The 20,977-nt window shown below is 71.6% G+C and carries 30 protein-coding genes and 1 tRNA gene; 7 read left to right on the top strand and 24 right to left on the bottom strand.

The window, feature by feature from the left end; all coding sequences use genetic code 11:
* Positions 1-24: 24 nt before the first annotated feature.
* Positions 25-615, top strand: coding sequence for an oligoribonuclease (orn, locus tag H1A17_RS06080; RefSeq protein WP_088641757.1), 591 nt, complete (start codon positions 25-27; stop codon positions 613-615).
* Positions 616-714: 99 nt separating this feature from the next.
* A tRNA-His gene (locus H1A17_RS06075) sits at positions 715-787 on the top strand.
* 82 nt (positions 788-869) lie between these two features.
* On the opposite strand, the gene H1A17_RS06070 is transcribed toward H1A17_RS06075, so the two are convergent.
* From H1A17_RS06070 to H1A17_RS06060, 3 genes are all read right to left on the bottom strand, one after another.
* Positions 870-1,193: a hypothetical protein gene (locus tag H1A17_RS06070; RefSeq protein WP_194821334.1), complete on the bottom strand. Its 324-nt coding sequence runs from the start codon at positions 1,191-1,193 to the stop codon at positions 870-872.
* 430 nt (positions 1,194-1,623) lie between these two features.
* Positions 1,624-2,031 carry a GntR family transcriptional regulator gene (locus H1A17_RS06065; RefSeq protein ID WP_194821333.1) on the bottom strand — a complete coding sequence of 136 codons (408 nt, stop codon included), beginning with the start codon at positions 2,029-2,031 and terminating at the stop codon, positions 1,624-1,626.
* 55 nt (positions 2,032-2,086) lie between these two features.
* On the bottom strand, positions 2,087-2,326 hold the full coding sequence (locus H1A17_RS06060; RefSeq protein WP_194821332.1) for a winged helix-turn-helix domain-containing protein: 240 nt from the start codon (positions 2,324-2,326) through the stop codon (positions 2,087-2,089).
* A 206-nt stretch (positions 2,327-2,532) separates the two neighbouring features.
* Between H1A17_RS06060 and H1A17_RS06055 the strand changes: the two genes are divergently transcribed.
* The gene (locus H1A17_RS06055) at positions 2,533-2,727 is read left to right on the top strand and encodes a hypothetical protein (RefSeq protein WP_194821331.1); all 195 of its coding nucleotides are present in this window, start codon (positions 2,533-2,535) and stop codon (positions 2,725-2,727) included.
* Positions 2,728-2,732: 5 nt separating this feature from the next.
* Positions 2,733-2,885, top strand: a complete 153-nt coding sequence (locus H1A17_RS06050; protein ID WP_194821330.1) for a hypothetical protein — start codon at positions 2,733-2,735, stop codon at positions 2,883-2,885.
* A 51-nt stretch (positions 2,886-2,936) separates the two neighbouring features.
* On the opposite strand, the gene H1A17_RS06045 is transcribed toward H1A17_RS06050, so the two are convergent.
* From H1A17_RS06045 to H1A17_RS06010, 8 genes are all read right to left on the bottom strand, one after another.
* The gene (locus tag H1A17_RS06045; protein ID WP_194821329.1) at positions 2,937-3,176 is read right to left on the bottom strand and encodes a hypothetical protein; all 240 of its coding nucleotides are present in this window, start codon (positions 3,174-3,176) and stop codon (positions 2,937-2,939) included.
* Between the two features lie 144 nt (positions 3,177-3,320).
* Positions 3,321-5,342: an FtsK/SpoIIIE domain-containing protein gene (locus tag H1A17_RS06040; RefSeq protein ID WP_194821328.1), complete on the bottom strand. Its 2,022-nt coding sequence runs from the start codon at positions 5,340-5,342 to the stop codon at positions 3,321-3,323.
* 64 nt (positions 5,343-5,406) lie between these two features.
* Positions 5,407-5,574, bottom strand: coding sequence for a hypothetical protein (locus H1A17_RS06035; RefSeq protein ID WP_194821341.1), 168 nt, complete (start codon positions 5,572-5,574; stop codon positions 5,407-5,409).
* Positions 5,571-5,813, bottom strand: a complete 243-nt coding sequence (locus H1A17_RS06030; protein ID WP_194821327.1) for a hypothetical protein — start codon at positions 5,811-5,813, stop codon at positions 5,571-5,573. Before H1A17_RS06030 ends, H1A17_RS06035 begins: the two co-directional genes overlap by 4 nt.
* 83 nt (positions 5,814-5,896) lie before the next feature.
* On the bottom strand, positions 5,897-7,207 hold the full coding sequence (locus H1A17_RS06025) for a hypothetical protein (RefSeq protein ID WP_194821326.1): 1,311 nt from the start codon (positions 7,205-7,207) through the stop codon (positions 5,897-5,899).
* On the bottom strand, positions 7,204-7,461 hold the full coding sequence (locus tag H1A17_RS06020; RefSeq protein WP_194821325.1) for a hypothetical protein: 258 nt from the start codon (positions 7,459-7,461) through the stop codon (positions 7,204-7,206). The genes H1A17_RS06025 and H1A17_RS06020 overlap by 4 nt, the downstream gene beginning before the upstream one ends.
* Positions 7,461-7,610, bottom strand: coding sequence for a hypothetical protein (locus H1A17_RS06015; protein WP_194821324.1), 150 nt, complete (start codon positions 7,608-7,610; stop codon positions 7,461-7,463). Before H1A17_RS06015 ends, H1A17_RS06020 begins: the two co-directional genes overlap by 1 nt.
* Before the next feature lie 77 nt (positions 7,611-7,687).
* Positions 7,688-7,876 carry a hypothetical protein gene (locus tag H1A17_RS06010; protein ID WP_194821323.1) on the bottom strand — a complete coding sequence of 63 codons (189 nt, stop codon included), beginning with the start codon at positions 7,874-7,876 and terminating at the stop codon, positions 7,688-7,690.
* Between the two features lie 167 nt (positions 7,877-8,043).
* On the opposite strand from H1A17_RS06010, the gene H1A17_RS06005 reads away from it, so the two are divergent.
* The 3 genes from H1A17_RS06005 to H1A17_RS05995 all read left to right on the top strand — a co-directional run bounded on the left by H1A17_RS06005 (position 8,044) and on the right by H1A17_RS05995 (position 9,155).
* The gene (locus H1A17_RS06005; protein WP_194821322.1) at positions 8,044-8,268 is read left to right on the top strand and encodes a hypothetical protein; all 225 of its coding nucleotides are present in this window, start codon (positions 8,044-8,046) and stop codon (positions 8,266-8,268) included.
* 156 nt (positions 8,269-8,424) lie between these two features.
* The gene (locus H1A17_RS06000; protein ID WP_194821321.1) at positions 8,425-8,598 is read left to right on the top strand and encodes a hypothetical protein; all 174 of its coding nucleotides are present in this window, start codon (positions 8,425-8,427) and stop codon (positions 8,596-8,598) included.
* A gap of 89 nt (positions 8,599-8,687) precedes the next feature.
* Complete coding sequence (locus H1A17_RS05995) at positions 8,688-9,155, top strand: hypothetical protein (RefSeq protein ID WP_194821320.1); 468 nt, start codon at positions 8,688-8,690, stop codon at positions 9,153-9,155.
* Positions 9,156-9,277: 122 nt separating this feature from the next.
* Here H1A17_RS05995 and H1A17_RS05990 read toward each other — a convergent pair whose 3' ends face one another.
* The 13 genes from H1A17_RS05990 to H1A17_RS05930 all read right to left on the bottom strand — a co-directional run bounded on the left by H1A17_RS05990 (position 9,278) and on the right by H1A17_RS05930 (position 20,973).
* Positions 9,278-9,907 carry a hypothetical protein gene (locus tag H1A17_RS05990; protein ID WP_194821319.1) on the bottom strand — a complete coding sequence of 210 codons (630 nt, stop codon included), beginning with the start codon at positions 9,905-9,907 and terminating at the stop codon, positions 9,278-9,280.
* 39 nt (positions 9,908-9,946) lie between these two features.
* Entirely contained in the window at positions 9,947-10,225 is a 279-nt protein-coding gene (locus tag H1A17_RS05985) for a hypothetical protein (RefSeq protein WP_194821318.1), read from the bottom strand.
* Between the two features lie 217 nt (positions 10,226-10,442).
* Positions 10,443-10,844: a hypothetical protein gene (locus H1A17_RS05980; RefSeq protein WP_194821317.1), complete on the bottom strand. Its 402-nt coding sequence runs from the start codon at positions 10,842-10,844 to the stop codon at positions 10,443-10,445.
* Positions 10,841-11,260 carry a hypothetical protein gene (locus H1A17_RS05975; RefSeq protein WP_194821316.1) on the bottom strand — a complete coding sequence of 140 codons (420 nt, stop codon included), beginning with the start codon at positions 11,258-11,260 and terminating at the stop codon, positions 10,841-10,843. The genes H1A17_RS05980 and H1A17_RS05975 overlap by 4 nt, the downstream gene beginning before the upstream one ends.
* Before the next feature lie 3 nt (positions 11,261-11,263).
* Positions 11,264-12,112 carry a hypothetical protein gene (locus H1A17_RS05970; protein WP_194821315.1) on the bottom strand — a complete coding sequence of 283 codons (849 nt, stop codon included), beginning with the start codon at positions 12,110-12,112 and terminating at the stop codon, positions 11,264-11,266.
* Positions 12,113-12,115: 3 nt separating this feature from the next.
* Positions 12,116-13,765, bottom strand: coding sequence for a hypothetical protein (locus tag H1A17_RS05965; protein ID WP_194821314.1), 1,650 nt, complete (start codon positions 13,763-13,765; stop codon positions 12,116-12,118).
* On the bottom strand, positions 13,762-15,633 hold the full coding sequence (locus tag H1A17_RS05960; protein ID WP_194821313.1) for a carbohydrate binding domain-containing protein: 1,872 nt from the start codon (positions 15,631-15,633) through the stop codon (positions 13,762-13,764). Before H1A17_RS05960 ends, H1A17_RS05965 begins: the two co-directional genes overlap by 4 nt.
* Positions 15,634-18,885, bottom strand: a complete 3,252-nt coding sequence (locus tag H1A17_RS05955) for a phage tail tape measure protein (RefSeq protein ID WP_194821312.1) — start codon at positions 18,883-18,885, stop codon at positions 15,634-15,636.
* Positions 18,886-18,888: 3 nt separating this feature from the next.
* Complete coding sequence (locus H1A17_RS05950) at positions 18,889-19,272, bottom strand: hypothetical protein (RefSeq protein WP_194821311.1); 384 nt, start codon at positions 19,270-19,272, stop codon at positions 18,889-18,891.
* A 20-nt stretch (positions 19,273-19,292) separates the two neighbouring features.
* Complete coding sequence (locus H1A17_RS05945; protein WP_194821310.1) at positions 19,293-19,853, bottom strand: hypothetical protein; 561 nt, start codon at positions 19,851-19,853, stop codon at positions 19,293-19,295.
* Positions 19,850-20,074 (bottom strand): hypothetical protein, encoded by a 225-nt coding sequence (locus tag H1A17_RS05940; protein ID WP_194821309.1) that lies wholly within the window; start codon positions 20,072-20,074, stop codon positions 19,850-19,852. Before H1A17_RS05940 ends, H1A17_RS05945 begins: the two co-directional genes overlap by 4 nt.
* Positions 20,075-20,153: 79 nt before the next feature.
* Positions 20,154-20,636 (bottom strand): hypothetical protein, encoded by a 483-nt coding sequence (locus tag H1A17_RS05935; RefSeq protein ID WP_194821308.1) that lies wholly within the window; start codon positions 20,634-20,636, stop codon positions 20,154-20,156.
* Positions 20,629-20,973, bottom strand: a complete 345-nt coding sequence (locus H1A17_RS05930; RefSeq protein WP_194821307.1) for a hypothetical protein — start codon at positions 20,971-20,973, stop codon at positions 20,629-20,631. The genes H1A17_RS05935 and H1A17_RS05930 overlap by 8 nt, the downstream gene beginning before the upstream one ends.
* Positions 20,974-20,977 lie beyond the last annotated feature (4 nt).

Raw genomic sequence — 20,977 nt, 5'->3', positions numbered from 1 at the left:
CTGGGCTGCGCGTAGTCTGTCCCGGTGGCTGACCTTCTCGTCTGGATCGACTGTGAGATGACCGGGCTCGACCTCGGCAGCGACAAGCTGATCGAGGTGGCCGCACTGGTCACCGACCCCGACCTCAACGTGCTCGGGGAGGGCGTGGACGTGGTCATCCACGCCGACGAGGCGGCCCTGGAGGCGATGCCGGAGATCGTCCGCACCATGCACGCCAAATCCGGGCTCACCGAGGAGGTGCGCCGCTCCACGGTCACCCTCGCCGAGGCCGAGGACCTGGTCCTGGAGTACGTCACCAGCCACGTGAAGGACCCGCGTACCGCGCCGCTGTGCGGCAACTCGATCGCCACCGACCGGGGCTTCATCGCCCGGGACATGACCCGGCTCGACGCCCACCTGCACTACCGCATGATCGACGTGTCGTCGATCAAGGAGCTGTGCCGGCGCTGGTACCCCCGGGTGTACTTCGGCCAGCCGCGCAAGGGGCTGGCGCACCGGGCCCTGGCCGACATCCGGGAGAGCATCCGCGAGCTGGAGTACTACCGGCGCACCCTGTTCGTGCCGCTGCCCGGCCCGGACGTCGAGACGGCGAAGGCGATCGCGGCGCAGCTCTAGGCCGGTGCCCGCCGATGGGCGCAACCCGCTGGACGGGCGCCGCCCGGGTGTGGCTATTATTAGTCCGCACCCGCCCGGGAAACCGGCGCGGACGGCATGGTGGCTGTAGCTCAGTTGGCAGAGCACCGGGTTGTGGTCCCGGTTGTCGTGGGTTCAATTCCCATCAGTCACCCGGTTAGTGGATCTACTAAGTAGCAGCTCAGGCCCCCTCCGTAGAGGGGGCCTGATGCGTCGTAGGGGAGAGGTAGGGGAACTCAGTTCCGGCTGCTGCCCTCCTGCCGGCGGGCGATCCCGTCGACGTAGCCCTCCGCGTACCCCTGCGACAGCGCCGACTCGCGTGCGCCCAGCTCCTCCGCTATCAGCTGGGCGACCTCGGTGCGTAGGTGCGTCGGCGTCGCCGTACCGCTGATCCGGGCGGCGAGGTAGAGGCACGCGACGGCGCCCCAGAGGACCAGGTCGACGAGGATCACGGCGAGGATTTCGGGTGGCAACTCGCGGGGCGAGGTGAAGCAGTGGCCGACGACGGCGGCGAGGAGTAATAGGGCGAGGGTGACGGCGACAGCGCCGAGGCGATGCATGAGCATCTCCGATCAGGTGGGACGGCGAGTGTGATCGGAGGTCGGAGTGGGCCGGCCTCCAGCCCGGCGCCGGTTGCGGCGTCCCGGCCGGGCGGTGCGGGGTGGCGGGTGGCGGCTCCTTTCGGTCCGGTCTGCGGGACTGCGCATCGACGTCAATCGAGAGCGTACGGCGTGAGGATCGCACTACTGTACGAGACCACTGGGCCACCGGTGGGACATATGTCCATGGGCCGAATTCTGGGAGCGTGCCCATCGGTAGAAGTCCATGCACCCTGTGATCACGCAGATATGGCGGGTAGCCATCCATAGATAGTTTCCCTTACGATCCGGGGGGTATGTCCGATCCGCCCCCACGAGCCGGGGCACATCGGACACCATCACGATATGCGAGATGGGACGCTCCGGGCACAGCGCGGCCCAAGATCGTCGATCACGAGGTGGTCAGGTCCACCCGATCCGCCGGATACCGCCCCCGCAGCCGGCCGCCCACCACGACCAGCAGCAGCGGCACGCCCTCCGGCATGTCCAGCTCGCCCCGCTCGTCGACCGTCGGCATCCGGGACGTGATGGTGGCACCGCGGGGCACCGCCACCCGCTCCCGGTAGGCCGCCGCCCGGACGCGGATGCCGACGCCGCGCTCCACGTCGATCAGACCCTCGGTGCGCAGCGCGTTCACCGCCGCCTGCACGGTCGCCTTGCCCACCCCGTAGTCGTACCCGATCCGGGCCTGAGCCGGCAGCAGCCCACCCTCAGGCCACTCCCCGGCGGCGATCCGGGCCCGCAGTGCGGCAGCCAGCTGACGGTGCAGCGGCACGCCGGAGTGCGGGTCGAGGCTCACCAGCCGGACGCTAGGGGCGGCAGTCCGGACCACCGGATGACCGGTTAACCGGTGATCAGGTGATCTCCCCGCCGCCTGTTCGCTGGCGGACGTACATCCCCTTGCCCTGCCACGTCTCGATCAGGCCGGCTTCCTCCAGGACGCGCATCGCGAACTTCACCGGCGTCGGGGAGACCCGGTACTGCTCACAGAACTGGGCGATGGTGGGCAGCCGGTCGCCGGGCTTGAGCTGGCCGGTCTCGATCGCGGTCCGGACGTCGCTGATGATCTCCCGGTACACGGGTGGTCTGGGCATGGCGGTACCTCGGTCTCGTTGGCACCTCCGAGCCTGCCACCGATCATCACCGAGCGTGTGTCCTAGGTTGACTTGGTGTACCAAGAGTCCTAGCGTCGGGTCCGGCCGGTCTCGTTGGCACGGACAGGTCGATTCGCCGGGCGGGGCCGGTGCCCCCGTGCCGCCCCGCCCGGCACACCTCGCCGCACCACCGGCTGGAGGCATCCATGCGCGAGCGCCCACACGACGGCCCGCCCCCGCAGGCGCACCCGGTCGCGCACGGCCGGCCGCCCACCCCGGACGGCGACCGCGTCCCCCGCCCCCCGGCACCACCCGGCCCCGCTCGCTGGCCCGGGTGGGTGATCGCCGCCGTGGTCCTGGTCCTCACGGTGGCCGGCATCGCCGGGTGGTGGCAGCGGTGACCGGGATGGCAGACGACATCGGCCAGGGCGGTGATCCGGCCGTCGCGTCGGTCATCGCCCAGGTGCACCAGCGGTGCCCGGCCTGCGCGGCCGGCCGGTGCGAGACGGGGCGGTGGGCGGCCGAGCTGCTCGCCCGGGTGCGGGCGGAGCGGGCCTGAGCACACGACAGCCCCCGACCGGCGTGGTCGGGGGCTGCGTCGCGTCAGGGGTCAGGCTGCCGCGCGGGCCGTCCGGCGGGCCCGGTTCCACGCCCGGCGGCCGAGGCGCAGCCGCTTGCCGGATGACCGGCACCAGCGGCACGGACGCGACAGGGCCGGGTTGCGTTTGCTGCGATGGTGGGCCCGACCCTTGCAGCACCAGCAGTCGCGGAACGGGCGGACGATGCACGATCCGGCGTACGCGACGATCACGGCGAGCAGCACGCCGGTCACGACGAGAGCGAGTCTCACGAGGGTGCCTCCAGGGGCGGATTCCGGGGCCACGGCAGGGGTGCCGCGACCACGCGACCAACAGGTGTTTGTGCAGGTCAACGCCGGTCGCGGGGCTGGTCGCGGAACCGCGACCATGATCCGTCCCGCGACCAGCGTTGCGACCTACTCGGCTTCGATCTCGCGGCGCTGCTGGGCGGCGTCCAGCGACGTCCGCCGGGCGCCCTTGATGTTCTTCCGGCCGACCTTCACGTCCTGGCTGGGGACGCCGTAGCGGTCGAGCGACTCGCGGACCATGTCGGCGGTGATGCCCGCGTACATCTCCGGCCACTGTGCGGCGAGCCGCTCGGCGAGGACCGCCCACGGCACGCCCGCCTCGCTCGGGTGGAGCACCGCCCGCGCGTCGGCGAGCATGTCCCGGGCCTGCACCCGCTCCATGGTGTCGCCGACGACCGCCTGGCCGCGCAGTTGGCCGGCGCGAGCCACGATCGCCGCGGTGACCTCGGGGCGCGGGAAGAACGAGCGGGCGCTGCCCGGCTTGTCCACGCCGACCATGACACCCCAGCCGGCGTCGACGCCGGGCCGGTAGACGGTGCCGGTGAAGCCCCGCTTGTACGCGCCGGTGCCCAGGATCATGTCGTTCTCCACCTGGCCCAGCACCGACAGGCACCAGCGGGTGCTGATGCAGCGGGTGATGTTCGGCGGGAGGCTGTCCTTGTCGGGGATCTGCGTGGCCAGGCAGAAGATGATCCCGAGCGCCCGTCCCCGCTTGATGGCCCGCTCGGCCGCAGCAGCCGCGGCCGGGTCGGCGGCGAACAGCTCGTGGACCTCGTCGAGGAGGATGAACACCGGGTGCAACCCCGAGCCGGGCTTCGCAGCCAACTCCGGCGTGATCTTCCCGTGGGGGGCCTCGCCGCGTTTCTTCGCTGCCAGGATGCGCTTGCCGCGTCGCTCGCACTCCGCGAGGGCCCAGGCGATGATGTCGCTGCCGGTCTCGAACGCCTCGTCGTCGACACCCACCACGTACGTCGAGCAGAGCGCCTGTAGGTCGAGAAAGTCGCCGACGCCCTTGAACTCGGCCACCTTCAGTTCGACGGTCGGGTCCAGCATGGCGATGGTCAGCAGCGTGCGGGCGGCATACGACTTGCCGGAGCCGGGCTGGCCGCCGATGAGGAAGTTCCGCTCGAACAGCACGGTGGAGATGGGCCGCTGCCGGGCGTCGGTGGCGAACGGCTGCGGCGCGAAGATGCTGGTCCGGGCGTTGTCGGCGGCGAGCGCCCAGCGGGGCTGGCCCATCTTCGACGACGGCTGGAAGCCGACCCACAGGTCGACCTGCCCGGGATGGTCGGGGCCGACCTCCGGCCACACCTGGTCGACGGGCAACCGCAGCGCGGCGGCGAGGTTGTCGCGCTTCTCCAGCAGCGCGGTGGCCACGATCGCACCAGGCAGGTCGAACCGGGCCAGCCAGCCCGGACCGTCCTTGTGGATGCCGGGCGGCGGGAACTTCAGCTGCGCCGGATCCTTGACGCCGATGCCGAGGGCGACCACGGCGGCCCGGACCATCTCGCCGGTGAGCTTGGTGAACGCGGCCCGGGTGGTGACGCGGTCGACGATCGGCCTGTCGGCGGGCTGCCCGTAGCGGGCGGCAAGCAGCACCAAGGCGGCGACCACGCAGTACCAGCCGACCGGCGGCATACCGGCCACGGTGGCGGCCACGGCCAGGGCGACAACGAGCAGCGCGGCGCCGCCGACCGCCCACCAGCGGGCCGCCGACGACCGGGCGCGCGTGCGGTCGAGGGACTGCCAGGTCATCGGGTCGTTGCTGTTCGCGGCCTGCTGCCGCAGGTGGTGGTTGTCCCGGCCGCCGACCGCCCACCAGATGGTCGACGAGCCGGCCCGCCACGCCCCGCGCGGGGCGTAGATGGCCACCTTGGCCAGGTACTTCGGGGTGCGGGTCAGGTGGTAGAGGGCGGTGTGTCCGCCGTAGCCGGCGGCCCAGCGGGTGAGGGCCCGCCGACCTTCGGCGGATCGGACTACGGCCGGCACGATCGGCCGGCGGGCGTCGGTGCGCGACACCACGTCGGCGAACGTGACGCGGCGGTCGGCCGGGTCGACGGCCCCGCCGACCTGGTCGGCCTCGACGATGTGCTGCTCGTCGTCGTACTCGTCGAACGGGATCGCGGTCATGCTGGTGTTTCCTCCTGCGCGGGTGTGCGGTGCCCGGCCGGGTGTGGCCGGGCACCGCGGTGGGTCAGTTCTGCGGGTCGGTGGCGGCGATGCGGTCCAGCTCGGCCGCGAGCTGGGGCAGGCCGGCGTCCCGGATCTGGTCGCGGACCTCGCGGTGCTGCTGCGGGTCGCCCTGCGCGGCGGTCAGGTCCCGCTCCAGGTCACGGATGTTGGTGGGCTTGGGCATGGTCACTTCCCCTTCTTCTTCTTGTCCTTCTTGCTGTCGCCGGTGCTGCCGATGGCGACGGCGCCGGAGCCGATCGCGGACTGCCCGGTGACCTTGATCGCACCGGTGCGGATACCGCCGCTGCTGGTGGTGCTGGCGTCGAAGTTGGTGTGTCCGTTGGCGCAGACGCCGAGGGCGCCGGTCTCGTCGACCGACATCGAGCGCCAGTTGCTGGTGCCGCAGGTGGAGCAGGTGCTGATTGCCACGGTGGTCCTCCAGGGTTGGGGCGGCCAGGTGGTCTGGCGGCCTCCACCGCCGCCAGGTGATGGGCCGGCGACGACGGGGGCGGTCAGACCGCGCTGTGGTCGTGGCCGTTGACGGTGGCCGTGGCGGTCGGCTTGGGCCAGTAGCGGCGGACGGTGCGCTCGCCGAGCTGGAGCAGGGCGGCCACCTCGGCTTGCGTCATGGCCGGTTTCTTGGCGAGCAGGGCGGCCACCTTCTGCTCGGTGTTGGCCGCCGGCTTGGCCGCCTTCAACCCGGCCACAGACCGGCCATCGGTGGCCGGTTCCTTGGCCGGTCTCGCCGGACGCTCGGGGGCCACGACGGTCACCGCGATGGCCGGTGCCGGCCTGCCCATCCGGCGGGGCCGGCGTACGGTCGGTGGCCTCCACCGTGGCCGGTAGACCACCGGAGCCGAGGCGGACACGGGCGTCTCGTCGACCGACGGGGCGGCGATCTCCAACGCCACGTCGAGGTCGTCGTCGACCGGCCGCCGGTCGGCCTTGCGGGACGGCCGGCCTACTGCGGCACGGCGCTTGCGTTCCTCCCGCTCGGCCCGCCGGGCGAGCCGGTCGGCGTTGTAGCCCTCCCACGCCCGACGCGGGTCCGTCTCGTAGTGGTCGATGGACCACCGCTTCGCCTGCCACGACCGCCACGGGAACGCCCGCCGCCGCTGCGGGGAGAACTCGACGCCGCTCTCGTCGATCAGCGACGCGTCCTCGGCGAGCAGCTGCACGTGCTGGGCGCGGCGGGTATGCAGCCCCCACAGCCACGGGCTGAGCAGGGACAGCAGCGCGAACGCCACCGCCGCAGCCGTAGGCGCACCGCCCGGCCCGGCGAAGTGCGCGTAGTTGATCGCGGCGACCAGGCCGGCGACACCCCACGATGCGCGGCGCAGCGACGCCGCCGTGCCGTGGGCCTTGAGCATGAGCGCGTCGTGGGCGTGCCACTGCACGTACACGGCGATGGACTCCAGGGCCACCGCGAACGCCACCGCAAACGCCAGCTTCGACGCGGTGTTCCACTCCGCCGGGGCGATCTCCTCGAACGCGTACGCGGCCTGCGCGTACGCCGCCCCGCCGTTGATGAGCAGCAGCGGCAGCACCGGGCGGAGCTTCGCGGCGAACTCGGCCCGCGCCGTGCGCTGCCGCTCCCGACGCTCCGCCCGCTCGGCCCGGCGGACGGTGTCCCGGCGGCGGCGCTCCTGCTCGTCGGCGATGGCCTGCCGGCGGGCGAACTCGGCCTGCGCCTCCTGCTGCTCCCGGGCGAGTTGCGCCTCGACGCGGGCACGCTCCAGGTTGAACCGGGCCTGCTCGCGTTGGGCGGCGGCGCGGGCCGCCTCCAGCTCCGGGTCGATGACGGTGCGACGGAAGAAGCTCATCGGGCCGTCAGCTCCTTCGGGGCGGCCTGGGTGATGGCCGGGCGCTGGGCCGGCACCGGGGCGGACTGCTCGCGCCGGTGCTCGGCGGTCGCGATGGCGAAGCCGGACCCGGCGGCGGCAACCGTCGGGATGGCCAGGCCGGCCAGGACCAGGCGGACGTCGGTCGGGCCGGGGGCCAGGGCGACGGCGGTCTGCCACACGCCGATGAACACGGCAGCACCGGCGGTGTGGCTGGCGGCGAGACGCAACAACATCAGGACTCCTGGGAGATGGAGACGCACATGCCGGCCGCCCCGAGGTCGGGGCAGGGGTGCGTCGTGTGGTTGGTGTAGGCGGCCAGGCCGGCCAGCAGCGCGCAGACGGCGACGGTGCGGTAGACCCAGCGGTTGATGCGGGCACCCATGACGGGGGGCTCCTCACGGGAGAGGTGGGCAGGCTGAGGGGGCCCGGCGGCGCGGGGATGCCGCCGGGCGGGGTGGGTCAGCGCTTGCGCTTGGTGGCGTCGCGGCGGCCGATGCCGGCGAGCGTCGCGTCCTGCGTCCGGTGCGCCGTCGGGTAGTTCGCGCCCGGGTGGTTGACCGGCTTGGCCTGGCCGTAGGCGGCCTTCCCGATCGCCGGGTCGTAGGCGGGGGGCTGCGCGGACTTGCCCTTGCGGTGGAAGATGCTCATGGGTCGGACCTCCCGTGTCCGATCAAGGCCCCTGGTTGGTGTTCGCAGCACCGGCCAGGGGCCGTCTTCGTGTTCGACAACCTCCCGGTTATCGTCTCTGGTTGACACAGTAACCACGAGGCTGAGATGGTGTCAACATGAAACAGGGAAGTGGTACCGTGCGAACCGTGATCAGGCCGACGTGGACGCCCACCGACGAGCAGCTCGCCGCCATTAAGCGGGCGCAGGACGCCTGGGCGGCCCGCGACGCAGCCGAGGACGCGGCGTGGCGAGAGACGCAGGCGCTCCGCGACGCTGGCGTGCCGGACCTGGCGATCTGCGACCGCATCGCCCAGGTGAGCAAGCCGACGCTGAACCGCCGACTCGGCCCCCGAAAGGCTCGGGAGTCCTAACGTCGAACAGCAGAAAGCGGCCCCGCCCCCACGAGGGGAGCGGGGCCGCAGTGCGTCTGGGCTGGGGCTACTCGGATGAGTGTTTCAGGTTGACACAACTATGGGGAGGCATTAAAGTCTCAGATAGAAACAAGCAAGCGACCAGGGGAGACGGACATGCGGACCACGATCCAGGCCACCAGCACCGACGCCGACGTCCAGGACATCCGCACCGCCCGCCGCCTCGCCGAGCAGCTCAAGAACATGCAGCCGGGCAGCATGGGCTACCGGATCACCCTCCAGAAGTACAAGGTGATCGTCGACCGCCTCGGCTACGACCCCATCAGCTGACCCGGAACGGGGGCTGGGTGGCCGGCCCCCACCGTCAGATCCCCGACGATCACCCGGCCTGGTGGCCGGCCGCCGGTACGGTGCCCGGCATGACCCCCCGCCACCTCACCGCGCTCACCGCCGCCGTGCTCCTGCTGGCCGGCTGCGGCGGCGACCCCGAGCCGAAGTCGCAAGCCTCGCCCACGCCTGCCGCGACCAGCCGCGCCCCGCTGCCCCTGCTCGTGCGCGGCACCTTCACCTTGGAGCGGTCGACCTTCGCCTGGTCCGAGAAGACCCAAGTCTGTGCGGGCATGGGCGGCCACGACGACATTGCGGGCGGTGCCCAGGTCATCATTACCGACCCGGCCGGTGTGAACCTCGCTGTCGGCAAGCTGGACGTTGGCCAGCCCCTCATCGATCCGACCGACGCCACCAGGGCCACCTCCTGCCTGTTCACCTTCAAGATCCCTGGAGTGCCCAGCGGCAAGGGTATCTACGGGGTGGAGGTGTCCCGTCGCGGCAAGGTCCAGTTCAACGAGGTCGACCTGGGGAAGCCCATCAGCCTCGGCCTGACCTGACCCCGGACACGAAGCGGCCCCGCCCTCCACCAGGGAGAGCGGGGCCGCTTGCTGCTTGGTCGGTGCCGGCCGGGACGTCCACCGGTGGCACCGCGCTGATCATCTTACCGGCGGGGCGGACATCAGGCGGTGGCGAGCTGCACCCACGCGCCGTTCACGCCGTCCCACATGTACGGCCGGTATCCGACCAGCACGCCGTCGGAGGTGCACCGGTCCAGGCGGATCTGGCCGGGCACCGTGGTGACGGTGGTGCACCGCAGGGTCGACGGGCTGGGCGCGGTCGGCAGCGGCCGGTTCGCCTGCTCACCCGGCCGGGCCGGGCTGGGCCCGGCGTAGGCCGGCAGGGCGGCCACCCCGAGGGCGATGACCACCAGGGCGAGGACGGCGGCGCTGCCACCCCCGACGGACGACGGGTAGCTGCGCCGCGCCGGCTCGCTGGCCGGGCTGACCTGCGGACGGATACCGAACAGTGCGAAGCCGGCGAGGATGATCCCGCCCAGGCCGGTCACGGCCGCGTCCGACCAGTGCAGGCCGTACTCGGCGAACAGCGCGGCGATCATGCCGACGGCCGCTACGTAGAGGCCCGGCGCGATCGGCCGGGTCGTCACGGCGATGACCACGCCGGTCAGTGCGGTGGTGATCGCCACCGCCTGGCCGGCGCTCAGGAACGGCAGCCCGAGGCCGGCGGCCCAGGTCAGGACCGCACCGATGAGAGCGAGCCACAGTGCCGGCTCACGTCCGAAGATCTTCACAGGTACTCCTTACGAGATGGGGCTGCCGGCGGGTGCCGGTCAGCTGGTGGGCGGCCACACCCAGTGGCCCTGCTCGCCGGGCTCGCCCTCGGTGCGGGCGGGCGCCCAGAACACGTCGGTGCCGTCGAGGGCGACCTGCACGTTGGCGGCGTCGCCGTCGAGGCGGGTGACCATCGCCGGGAACGTCTGCCCCGGCTCGGCCTCCAGGCCGGCGAACACGCGCAGGCCGACGACGCGGATTTCGTCACGACGCTGGTTGATGGTGGCCGCGTCCGTCTCGGACAGGGTGTAGAGCACGACGTCGCCGAGGGCCGGCATGAGGTACCTCCTGGGTACGGTCGGGTGGTGCAGCGATACAGGTGGACGCCAGACGGGCTGGCAGAGGTGCCTGAGCCGTGCCCAGCCGGACACGCGGACACGACCCCGGCTTGGGGTGCGTGCCCGGTGGAGCCGTGCTGGGAGATGGGTCGGCAGTGGCGGTGCCGGCGGCCCGAGTGCGGGCAGACCACACAGCACCGGCACGAGCACCGGGGTGCTACAGGTGGCGGCCGTTGATCGTGCCGCCCGGGTCGCGGACCATCGCCCGCAGTTGCTCCAGGTCGACACCCGGGTTGAGGATCGCCGCCCGCCACGACCGCAGCGTGGCCACCGCAGCGTCGATCTCCCCTGACAGTTCCCGCATCTGACGGCGAGCCTCGGCCGCCTCAGCGCGGGCCGCCACGGCTTCCCGCTCCGCTTCGGCGGTCCGTTCTTGCAGTTCGTTGACCTGGGCCAGCGCGGTGTCGGTGAGGACCTTCACCGCGTCCGCGCCGGCCTTCGCGGCGTCGGCCTTGACCTGCGGCCGGTTCAGGAGGCCGGCGATGAGCGTCGTCACCACACCGGCGACGCCCCCGCTACTGACTGCCGCTGCCAGCAGCGCCCACGTACCACCGTTCACCTGGTGCCTCCCGCCTGCCGCAACGCCCTGACGCCCTGCCACACCTGCCAGCCCCGCCACGCCGACGCGCCCGACCATGCGACGCAGAACGCCGCCGCGAAGCCGACCGCCGGACTCCCGGTGGACAGCAGCGCCAGCCCGTACAACAACGGCGCGGCGGTCTGGCCGTGCATCGCGGCCAGCTCCAGGACCAGAGCCCGGTACGTGTCGGGTAGGGCGATGCTGATCAGGCCGATGACACCGGATCCGAGCAGCAGCAGGTACCAGATCCACAGCACCCACGGCGCGACGAGTTGCTCCACCGTGGTGGGCGGTTTCGCCCCGGCCACGAACGCCCCACCGACGATGGCGGCGAGGACTAGGAACATCACCTCGTGCGGTCGGTGCCGGCCGGTGACGATGATCGTCGTCGGCACGGGTTACGCGATCAGCCGGTTGGCCAGCTCGTCGGCGACCTGCTTGGCGATGGTGGGCGGGATGGCGGCGGCGATGCGGGCCGGGTCGAGTTGGGCGAGGATCGCCGGGGCTAGCTCGGCGGCGATGGCCTGCTCGTCGGTGAAGTCCCGGCCGGACAGCGCGGTGAGCTGCGCCTCGATCCGCGCCAGCGACTCGGCGATCCGGTTCGGCTCGACGCGCTTGGTCTTCTCACCCTCGACCTGGTAGGTGGCCGGGGTGCCCGCCAGCAAGGCCGCCGCCCGGTTGGTGGTCGCCCAGCCGACCTTGTCCGCATCGCTCATGACCATGGTGTTCTCCCCCAGGTACTGGGCGGGGCTCTCGCCTCGCAGGATGGACAGGACCGCCCGGGCGGCCTGCGGATCGTTGACGTAGCGGCGGCGCAGCTCCAGGTGGACGTGCCACTCGTGGTCGTCCGACGCCGTCGACACGGTGCCCGTGACCCAGTCGTAGCGGCCCGGTGGCCCGGTGCCGTTCCAGCCGTTGTGGGCGTTGATGTACTTCGCCCGGGGGTCGGTGGCCCGGTTCCGCCACACGGCGATCAGCCGGGCGTGGCAAACCTTCATGTCGGCCAGGGACAGGTTCATGTCGACGGCCGAGGCGCAGTCGCGCGGCCACTTGCCGGGCGGGGCCTTGTCGTCCGCCCGGACCACCGAGTAGTCGTCGCTGTCGACCTGGTCCTCGATGCTGATGTGGTAGCCGCCGCGCTTGGCGTGCCGAGTGTCGCCGACGATGCCCGACAGCTTCGCCGACGGGAACAGCCGCTCCCAGCCGGCGGCGAGGTCGCGCAACGTGTCTGTGGCTCGGGTGGCCACGGTTCACCTCCGGATCATTCGGAGCTTGGACCGCGTCCCGGCGATCAGCCGGGCCGTGGAGGGGGCGTACGAGTCCAGGTCGAGGGTCGCGGCGGCGTCGGAGGCCCGGTACTCCGAGCCGACGATCCTGAAGATCGTCACGCCGTCGCGGGAGGCCGTCGGGTTGAGTGCGTCGGTGCGCGGCAGGATGCCCCGGACCCGGATTAGGCCGGGCCGGATCTCCCACGGCTGCACCATGCGGCCGGTCTGGAGATCCAGGATTGGGCGGGCCACCCGCAACCGGCCGGCGTTGGGCGCGTACCGGCGGTCCGCCAGCCACTGGTCACCGGCCCGTGCCGCCGCCGACGCCGAGCCGACGTCGGAGCCCAGGTCGATGATCTCCTGCCGGATCAGGCCGGCAGCGGACAGCTCCGGCACGGTCGCGGTCCGGATCGTGGTCTGGGGACGGCCCTTGGGGTCCTTCCAGCGGACGGTGACCTGGTTGTAGAGCCCGTCAGCGCTGCCCTGCGAGTCGTATCCGTCGACTACATCCGCCTCGTACCGGACGGTGGACGGCTGCTGCACCCACTCGAACCGGTACAAGCCGGCGGCATTGCGTTCCCACGCGCGCCAGGTGTAGCCGGCCTCCATGCTCATGAGGTCCTCAAGCACCCTGGCGGGCTGGACGCCATCCGGGTACGCCATCTGGTCGATCTGGTACGAGGTGGTCGCGATCGTCGCCCCGGCCCCGTCGAACTTCGGCAGCAGCCTGCCCAGCAGGTCCGCGACCACCTCGTGCGCCAACACATAGGAGTTGCCGTAGGGGGTGCCGGTGAGCTGCTCCACGCCGGCCGCCGTGTACCGGGTCGCCATCACCAGCATCCCGCCGATGCTGGCCCAGTGCAGGTCGTTGGAGATGGTGCCACCGACGCCGCTGTAGATCGCCCTCCACTCGGCCGTGTTCCGGCCTGCCGTCCAGTGGGTGCCGATCCGGCGCGGACTGCTCCCACCGCCGGCGGTGTTCCAGTTGTCCGAGCGGGCCACCTCGCCGCTGGCGAGACTGCCGTCGGTCCTGCAGAGCACCTCGACCTGAAACGCGGTGTCCGTCCTGCCGGCGTCCCAGCTGGTGTGATCGACGCGTGACAGCTTCTGCCCTGTGCGCCGCAACCCGTCATAGCGCAGCACGATGCGGGCGTTCGTCCCCACCGCCAACCCGTTGGGGAACGACAGAACCAGCGACTGCTGCTGTGACGCCGTGTTGCCCGGGTCGGTGGCAATGCTGTCGTCGCCGCGCGGCGTGGCGTTGTCGACCCGATCCAGCGACGTCAGCGGGTTGTCGATGTAGATCAGCGGCACCGTCCGGTCCCGGGTGTGCGCCTGACCGCCGACGGCCGCCAGGTCCCACACCTGCCCCTGCGTCCCCGCAGAGCGGCCCGGGTCCTCCAGGCGGCCGTCCCAGACGACACCGCCGTGGCGGCCGTCGTGGACGGTGAGGTCGCCGTAGTAGGCGATCTCCGCTGGCTGCACGGTGAGCGGCCGGTCCAGGGACGCCTGGCAGGTCGCGTGCCCGCCCGGGTCTGTCCACCGAATCGCGATGTCCCGAACGTCCCGCGTGATGTCCCGGGTGCCTCGGGAGGTGCGCAGCCGGACGGTCAGCGGGATGGGCAGGCTCACGTCGTCACCGGCCTGACGTGCAGGTAGCGGGGCCAGTAGTACGGCGTGATCCGGGTGTACGCCGTGGCGTCGTCGCCGGTCGCGAACTCGCTCCCGACGTCCCGCATCCACCAGATCCGGTTCGTCACGCCAGGGCTGACCATCGGCGGGAGGCCGGCCGTCTCCACCCGGGCGCTCCGGACCTCCGCCGACGACCCCACCCCGTACACGCCAGACGCCGCCGAGTCGATCACGAACGCGGTCGGCAGACCCGACGTGGGGAAGACGACCCCCATCATCCGGTCATCCGCCGGGACGAACGCGACGCTGTCCGAGTCGATGTTGCCCGACCCGGAGATCCGCTCGATGGCGGTGTCGAACACCGGGCCCGTCGCTGCCGCCGGTACGCCCGACAGGCCGTCGGTCACCGGGTCGAACCCCATCGGGATCTGGATCAGGCCCAGGTCGATCCACCGCCACACGTTGTCGGCGGGCAGCGTCACGATGTCGCCGTAGATCACGGTCGAGTCTTGCGACCAGACCGCCCGCATCTGGATCACGTCACCCGCAACGCTCTTGCGGCAGCGCACCAGCTGCCGGTAGGTGCCCCGCAGGTCCGGCGACGCTGCGGTCGGCCACGCCGCCGGCCCGAACCGGATCACCATGCCCGGCGAGGTCGCGAAGCTGGTGCGGACGACCGCGCCGCCGTGCGCGCCGGCCACACCGGTGACCAGCGTCGTGTCGTCACCCCGGTTGAGACTCTCGGCCGCGTACACGCCGGGCGCCGCCGAGGGGGTGCCACGGCGGCGGACCGAGATGAGGCTCTGCCTGCGGCCCAGCCCGAACGTCCATTTGCTCGGCACGGTAGTGACGTCCTCGCCGACGATCCGCAGGTACAGCGGCGTCTCCACGTCGCCCCGGATGCCGCTCACGTCGAAGCACAGGCCGCCGGACTCGATCGATGTCGCCACCCGGTAGAACCGCGCCTCGTCCACGTGCACCGTGTTGCCGGCCGGCGGCGTCGACCCCAACACGGCCGGGAACGCCCTCGCCTGGCTCGCGCCCACCGGCGCCGTCGCGGTCAGCTCGGCGTACGTCCAGTTGCCCGCCGTGAACGACGCCGTCGTGGTCGAGGTCGACAGGTACGTGCCGGAGCCGTCGTACCAGTTGATGTTGGTGGACACGCTTCGCGTCACCGTCGACCGGATCCGCGTCGCCACTTTGTACTGCTGGCCTGCGGTCACCGGGATCAGATCCGACCGGACATCCACCTGGGCGGCCACCCCACCCGGGGTCAGCAGCAGCGACGCGGCACCTTCGTACGACTGGGCGGTCGACCAACCGATCGTGCCACCGGTGCCCGTCCAGCCCGCCACGTCCGTCTCGAACCAGGGGTTGGTGTTGAGCGGGGTGGTGGCGGTCGGATCGTTGGCCACCACGACCTGCGGCAGGGTCTCGCGCGGGCCAACGGCGAACGGTTCGGCCGGGATCGCCGCCCGGACCTGCCGCGTGAACGGAACCCACTGCACGCTGTCCGGCCCGCACCGGAACGTCCGGAAGAACACCGCCGACGAGGTGCCGGGCCGGTAGAGCAGCACGTTGGTCAACCGGTCCAACTCCCGATACAGGCGCTGGATCTGGGCGGCAGCATCATCGGCCGAGGCGCCGTCGTACCGCAGCGTCAGCGTCAGCGTGCGGTTGCCGTAGGCGGCTGCCGGGTAGCGATCGCCGTCCCCGAGCAGCGTGGATACCAGCGCCCGGTTGAGCTGCGGCATCCCGAAGTCCGCCTCCCGGATCGTCCATCCGGGCGCGTTGACGTCCAGCCGCACCACCGGCACAGCAGCCACGCCCTCGACGAATTGCAGGTCGTACGTCGTCGCCGTCGCCACTCAGACTCCCCGCGAGTAGAGGTCGGCCTGCCGGCCCTGGATCACGCCCACCGTTCGGCCGTCCATCTGCACCGTCAGGCCCCGGATCTCCCGGGCCACCGCCGTGGCGACCATCGCCGCCACCTGCCCCGCGTCCGGGCCGGCGTCCCGGCCACCCCCGGCCGCCGCCGGTGCGCTGGGCGTGGCCGGGATGACCCACTCCGGCGCCCGCTCGGCGAACGAATAGCTGTTGCCGCTGTTCAGGCCCACGCCTACCACCGGTTCGGCGATCAGCCCACCGTTGGCCATGGCGATGTGGATGTGGTTGCGGTGCGCGTTCATCAGCGACTCGCTGAACGAGCCCATGTTCCGGCCGCGGGTGTACGCGTAGTCCCGGCTGGCCGTCCGGTGGATCAGCTCCAGCGGTCGCCGCGCCGCCAGGAACCGGGCCAGCGGGTCCTGGTTGTAGCCCATCCAGTCCACTGCCCGACCCGAGCCGTGCCACAGCGGGTCGCCCGCCCGGTAGCCGTTGCCGAACGATCCGGACATCGGGCCCGTGCCCCGGATCAGAGCGGCGATGCTGCGCCACACCCCCGAGTCGCCACGTTGAGCGCCAGGGCTTGGCGGCCACGGCCCGAAGTCCGGCATGACCGCCTCGGCGACCTCCGCCCGTGATGGGATGCGCGTCTTCTTCGTCGTGGTCCGGTACGGCCACACCTGCCCGCCGCCGTCGTATCCGGGCAGCTGGCCGGTGGCGTTCATCTCGTCGAGCAGACCCGGATGCCGGCGCTCGATCTTGCCCCGGGACTCCTTCTTGATGACGAACTCGTCGGCGTGCACCACACCCGCCGGCTGGTACTTCTCACCCGGCCCGGTCCAGCCGCCCGAGTGGTAGTCCTTGCCCTGGATCGGGCCCTGGAATCCCACCGGAATGGTGCCCTTCTTCAGGGCCTGCTGGTAGGTCGACAGCCGCTTCAACCGGTCCATGGTCGTCGGGTAGCCGGTGAGCGACACGTTGGCCTTGTAGGTGCCCTCGTACTTGTCGGCGGCACTCTTCGCGGTGCGGAACTGGCCGGCGACGTCGCGGATCTGCGCCTCGGTGAGGTTGGCCGCTTTGAGGGTCTGCCGCAGCGCCGGAGTCATCTGCCCGTCGAACGTGCCGGACAGCACGCCCGCCTGTTCTTGCAGGCCGATGGCCGCGAGCGCCAGCTTCCGGGTGGCCTCCTGCGCTTCGTCGCTGTTCCGGCCGTGCTCCTTGACCGCCTTCGCCGCGGCCTTCTGCGCCTCGGTCAACTTCTGCTGGGCGTCAAGCAGCCCGAAAACCGGATCAGCCTCGGCGCGCATCATTTCGGACAAGGCGACCAGGGCCTCACGCTGCCCGTCGGCGGCAGCCGCGGCGGCCTCCGCCGACGACTTGTACTCCTCCGTGGCACCGGTCAGAGAGCTGGTCGGGGACACCGCTGCGGACGTGGCCGTGGTCGCCGTCTCCAGGGCCGCCGCGTACTGCGGGAACTGCCGCTTCAGCTCGTCGACGCTGACGCCGGTCTTCCCCGTCTCCTTCGCCAGCCGGTCGAACGCGGCCTTCGCCTTGTCCGCGCTGCCGCCGGCAACGAGCTGGGCAAGCGCCTGGTCCATCGCCGTCACCCGCTCCCGGGTGCGGGTGAGGGAGGTGTTCGTCGAGTCCAGGCCAGGCACGACCCCCTCCAGCAGGTCCTGCCCCCAGCGGGCGAACTTCCGCCGGTCGTTGTCGGTGTCGGCCAGGAACTTCAGGCCCACCGACAGGTCCTTCATGTCGGTGCCGAGCACCCGGGCGGATTCGCCGGCGAGCTGACCCGACTGGCCCCACTCGGCGAGCCCCTTCCCGAGTGCCTCCACCTGCGGGGTCAGGTCGCCCACCATCGAGTTGACGACCGCACCGGCCACCTGGAACGCAGCGAACGCACCAGCCGCCCGACCGGCCCACCGGCTGGCGGCCTGCAACCCGCGGGCCGCCCGAGCACCCGCCGGGCCCGTCGCCTCCAACTCCGCCCGGAACTCGGCGTTCGCCCGGCGGCTCTTCACCCACCCGGCACCGAGCAGGGTCGTCGCCCCGGCCAGCGCCGCCATCACCGTCAGGGTGCTGCCCACCGCCGGGGGCAGCTGCGACAGCTCGTTGACGACCCCATCGAGGCCCTTCACCAGCACCCGCAGCCCCGAGTTGGGTCCGGACGCCGACGTGATCGCGAGGGTCTCCAGAGATCCCTGGAGCCGCTCGATGTCGCCGGCCAAGTTGTCGGTACGGGCAGCGGCGGTCTCGGCCGCGTACCCGGCGTCGTTGGTCTTGTTGATCCAGTCCTGGATGCCCTCAGCACCCTGCTCGTACAGCACGCTGGCGGCCCGGATCGCGTCCGACCCGAAGATGGTGGCCAGCGCGCTGTTGCGCTGCTCCTGGGTGAGCCCGCCCAACTGCGTCTTCAGCTGACCGGCCAACTTGGTGACACCCACGAACTGGCCCTGGGCGTCGTACGCCTCGATGCCCAGCTCCTCCATCAGGCCCTTGGCCTTGTCGGTCGGGTTGGCCAGCATCAGCAGAGCCGTCTTGAGGCTCGTCCCAGCGTCGGAGCCGAGCAGACCGGCCGATGCGAAGCTGGCCAAGGTGCCGACGGTGTCCTCGATGCTCAGGCCCATCTGGGCGCTGACCAGGCCAGCCTGGTTGAGGGCGTACCCCATGTCGTGGACGCTGCCCTGAGCTTTGCCGGCGGCGGCGGCCAGCAGGTCAGCGATGTGCGGAACCTCGGACCCGGACAGCTTGAACTGGGTCATCGCCGACGCAGCGGTCTCGGCAGCCTCCGCCACATCCAGCTCACCGGCGGCGGCTAGGTCCAGGGCACCGGCCAGGCCGCCGGTCAGGATCGCCGTAGTGCTCACGCCCGCCTTGGACAACTCCTCGATGCCCTGAGCCGCCTCCGTCGCGGAGTACTTCGTGTCAGCCCCGGCTTGGAGGGCAGCCTCCCGCAGCCGCTCCATGTCCCCGGCGGTGGCATGCGTGGCCGCCTGCACCGACGACATCTGCTTCTCGAAGTCCATCGCGAACTTGGCGGCCATCCCGGCGGCACCGAGCAGACCAATCCCGGCCACCGCCGCCTGGTCGGCGACCTGGTCCAGCTTCCCGGCGCGGGCCGCCTTGTCCATCTCGCCGACCAGGTCCCGGGTGGCGGTGCCCGCCTGCCGCAGCGATGCCCGGTAGCCGGTCACGTCGGCGGTGAGCCGGACACCCACAGTGCGCAGCGCCAACAGTCACCCCTCCTTGCGTACGGTCCACAGTCGGGCTCGACCGATGACGTCCGGCGTTTCAGCCGCCTGCTGCGCCTCCAGCAGCGCCAGACGGGCACGGCACACCACCCGCTCCGCAGCGAACTGCGGGCCACCCTCCTCAGGGCTGGTCGTATCGACCCACCGCTGGCCGCACCCACACGGGCACAGCTCACCCCGGAACGCGGCCAGAGCAGCCACCCACGCCCGCTGCTGCTGGTCCCACTCGCTCTCGGGCTGCGACCAGCTCCGGACCAGCCGGCCGGCCTCGTCGTACTCGTACTCGGTGACCGTCACCGGCTCCCAGCCACCCAGCCGGCGCAGGCTGATCCCCAGCCGCTCCGCCGCCTCCAGGCGCTCCCGCAGCACCGGGTCGGCGCGGATGCGGCCTACGAGAAAGGGATATCCAGCCGGAACCGCGTCAGCCCGGCGACCGCCCCGGCCGCGTCCTCCACCTGCGGATGCGTCAACACCCCACGCTGACCGGGCGACCCGAGCAGCATCTGCCAGTCCTCGTCGTCAAGGACCGGGGCGACCGTCGCCGCCCGCAGCAAAGCCCTGGGGAACGTGCTGGCGTTCCAGTCGTACTTCGCGTCACGCGGGTCCGCCTCCGTGGTGTCCGTGGCCCTGCGCGGCGGGTGCTCGTCGACCAGGCGCTGCCACTCATCGTCGTCCAACGCCCGGACGGTCAACTCCAGAGAGTGCTCGTCGAGCTGCGCCCGTAGGCTCTCCACCTGCTCGCGCAGCTCGACGACCCCCGAGCCGCCCTCCAGCGAGTCGGCCGGGGCTGGAGTCTCGGCTGACTCGGCTTCCTCCAGGTCGGCCACGGCCCGCTGGTAGCGGTCGACGAGACCCATGTCGGGGGCCAGCCACAACCGGACCGGCCTGGTGGCGGTGCCTCCGGGGCTGGCCTTCGCGCGGCGGATGCGGTCCTTGATGCTGCCGCTCATGCCTTGCCGTCCAACGTGATGGTGACGGTCTCGGTGGCGACCTCGTTGTGCCCGACGACGTACATCTTGCCGTTCTCGTCGCGGCGGAACCGGACCACTTCCACCTTGCCGCCGTCCATGGTTACTGACTTCAGGTCGGACGCATCGACTGGGTCGAGGCCGATGTCACGGAGGAACGCGAGCACCTTCGACATGGGCACGCGGTGGGTGTCGTTGCTCATCTTCCAGCCCTTTCGATCCAGCCCAGAGGTGATGCCGGGAGGCGGGCCGGGCTGGGGGCCCGCCTCCCGGGTACAGGGATCAGGCGACGGTGACGCGCAGCGCTGGCTGCATCCGCATCTTCAGCGGCACCTCGAAGCGCTCGATCATGTTCGGCTCCGCGTCCATCCAGGCCGTCTCACCGCAGATCACCGGGTACACACCCTGGAGATGCTGGCCCGACGCGTACGCGGTCGCGGCGACGATCGACCTGCGGATCACCACGAAGGCCTCGACGTCCGGCAGCATCGTCGTGTACGCCGCGTCGCTGCCGGTCTGCTTCTTCAGCCGCACCAGCGTCCCGGAGAAGCTGCGGCGGCCGTTCGTGGTCGTGTCGAAGGTGTCCTCGATGCCCGAGGTGGCCACGTCCGCCGTCTCCGGACGGAAACCGGCCAGCCCGTCCGCCGTCATCCACTGGCTGATCCGCAGACCAGCGTTCAGCTCAGTGGCGGTCGGCGCGAAAATGTTCGCGATGGCCAGCACAAAGTCGGCCCGCACCTTGCCGTCGCCGGGGATGTCACCCATCCTGCTTCTCCTTCTTGGTCACTGCGGCCGGCGACGCCGGCTCGGACACCTGCACCGGATCGACGACGTCGGCCGGGTCGACCGCGTGGAACGGATCCGCGTCGTCCGGTGGTCCGCACTCCGACCACCCCCGGGGCCGCCACAGCTCCAGCGCGGCGAACGGCAGACGGGCCCGGTTGCCGTTCTCCTCGTGGCGCACCCACACCTGCATCCCGGGGCCCGGCGCGTCCGTCTCCGACCAGCCGAGCGGCTTCCACCGATCCCGCTCCTCGGCACCCTCGACCAGGGCGACGTTGCCGTACCCGTCGGTCATCCAGTACGTGGCCTTCTTCGTCATGTCG

This window comes from Micromonospora sp. S-DT3-3-22 (assembly GCF_015354745.1).
GTDB classification, from domain to species: domain Bacteria; phylum Actinomycetota; class Actinomycetes; order Mycobacteriales; family Micromonosporaceae; genus Micromonospora; species Micromonospora wenchangensis.
Note: the sequence above shows the minus strand (reverse complement) of the source record. Positions and strands in the feature narration are given on the sequence as shown.

Coding starts and splice junctions, on each gene's coding strand:
- H1A17_RS06070 (WP_194821334.1), bottom strand. CDS start 1,193: ATGCATCGCCTCGGCGCTGTCGCCGTCACCCTCGCCCTATTACTCCTC.
- H1A17_RS06060 (WP_194821332.1), bottom strand. CDS start 2,326: ATGCCCAGACCACCCGTGTACCGGGAGATCATCAGCGACGTCCGGACC.
- H1A17_RS06055 (WP_194821331.1), top strand. CDS start 2,533: ATGCGCGAGCGCCCACACGACGGCCCGCCCCCGCAGGCGCACCCGGTC.
- H1A17_RS06050 (WP_194821330.1), top strand. CDS start 2,733: ATGGCAGACGACATCGGCCAGGGCGGTGATCCGGCCGTCGCGTCGGTC.
- H1A17_RS06040 (WP_194821328.1), bottom strand. CDS start 5,342: ATGACCGCGATCCCGTTCGACGAGTACGACGACGAGCAGCACATCGTC.
- H1A17_RS06025 (WP_194821326.1), bottom strand. CDS start 7,207: ATGAGCTTCTTCCGTCGCACCGTCATCGACCCGGAGCTGGAGGCGGCC.
- H1A17_RS06020 (WP_194821325.1), bottom strand. CDS start 7,461: ATGTTGTTGCGTCTCGCCGCCAGCCACACCGCCGGTGCTGCCGTGTTC.
- H1A17_RS06015 (WP_194821324.1), bottom strand. CDS start 7,610: ATGGGTGCCCGCATCAACCGCTGGGTCTACCGCACCGTCGCCGTCTGC.
- H1A17_RS06010 (WP_194821323.1), bottom strand. CDS start 7,876: ATGAGCATCTTCCACCGCAAGGGCAAGTCCGCGCAGCCCCCCGCCTAC.
- H1A17_RS06000 (WP_194821321.1), top strand. CDS start 8,425: ATGCGGACCACGATCCAGGCCACCAGCACCGACGCCGACGTCCAGGAC.
- H1A17_RS05995 (WP_194821320.1), top strand. CDS start 8,688: ATGACCCCCCGCCACCTCACCGCGCTCACCGCCGCCGTGCTCCTGCTG.
- H1A17_RS05985 (WP_194821318.1), bottom strand. CDS start 10,225: ATGCCGGCCCTCGGCGACGTCGTGCTCTACACCCTGTCCGAGACGGAC.
- H1A17_RS05945 (WP_194821310.1), bottom strand. CDS start 19,853: ATGAGCGGCAGCATCAAGGACCGCATCCGCCGCGCGAAGGCCAGCCCC.
- H1A17_RS05940 (WP_194821309.1), bottom strand. CDS start 20,074: ATGAGCAACGACACCCACCGCGTGCCCATGTCGAAGGTGCTCGCGTTC.
- H1A17_RS05935 (WP_194821308.1), bottom strand. CDS start 20,636: ATGGGTGACATCCCCGGCGACGGCAAGGTGCGGGCCGACTTTGTGCTG.
- H1A17_RS05930 (WP_194821307.1), bottom strand. CDS start 20,973: ATGACGAAGAAGGCCACGTACTGGATGACCGACGGGTACGGCAACGTC.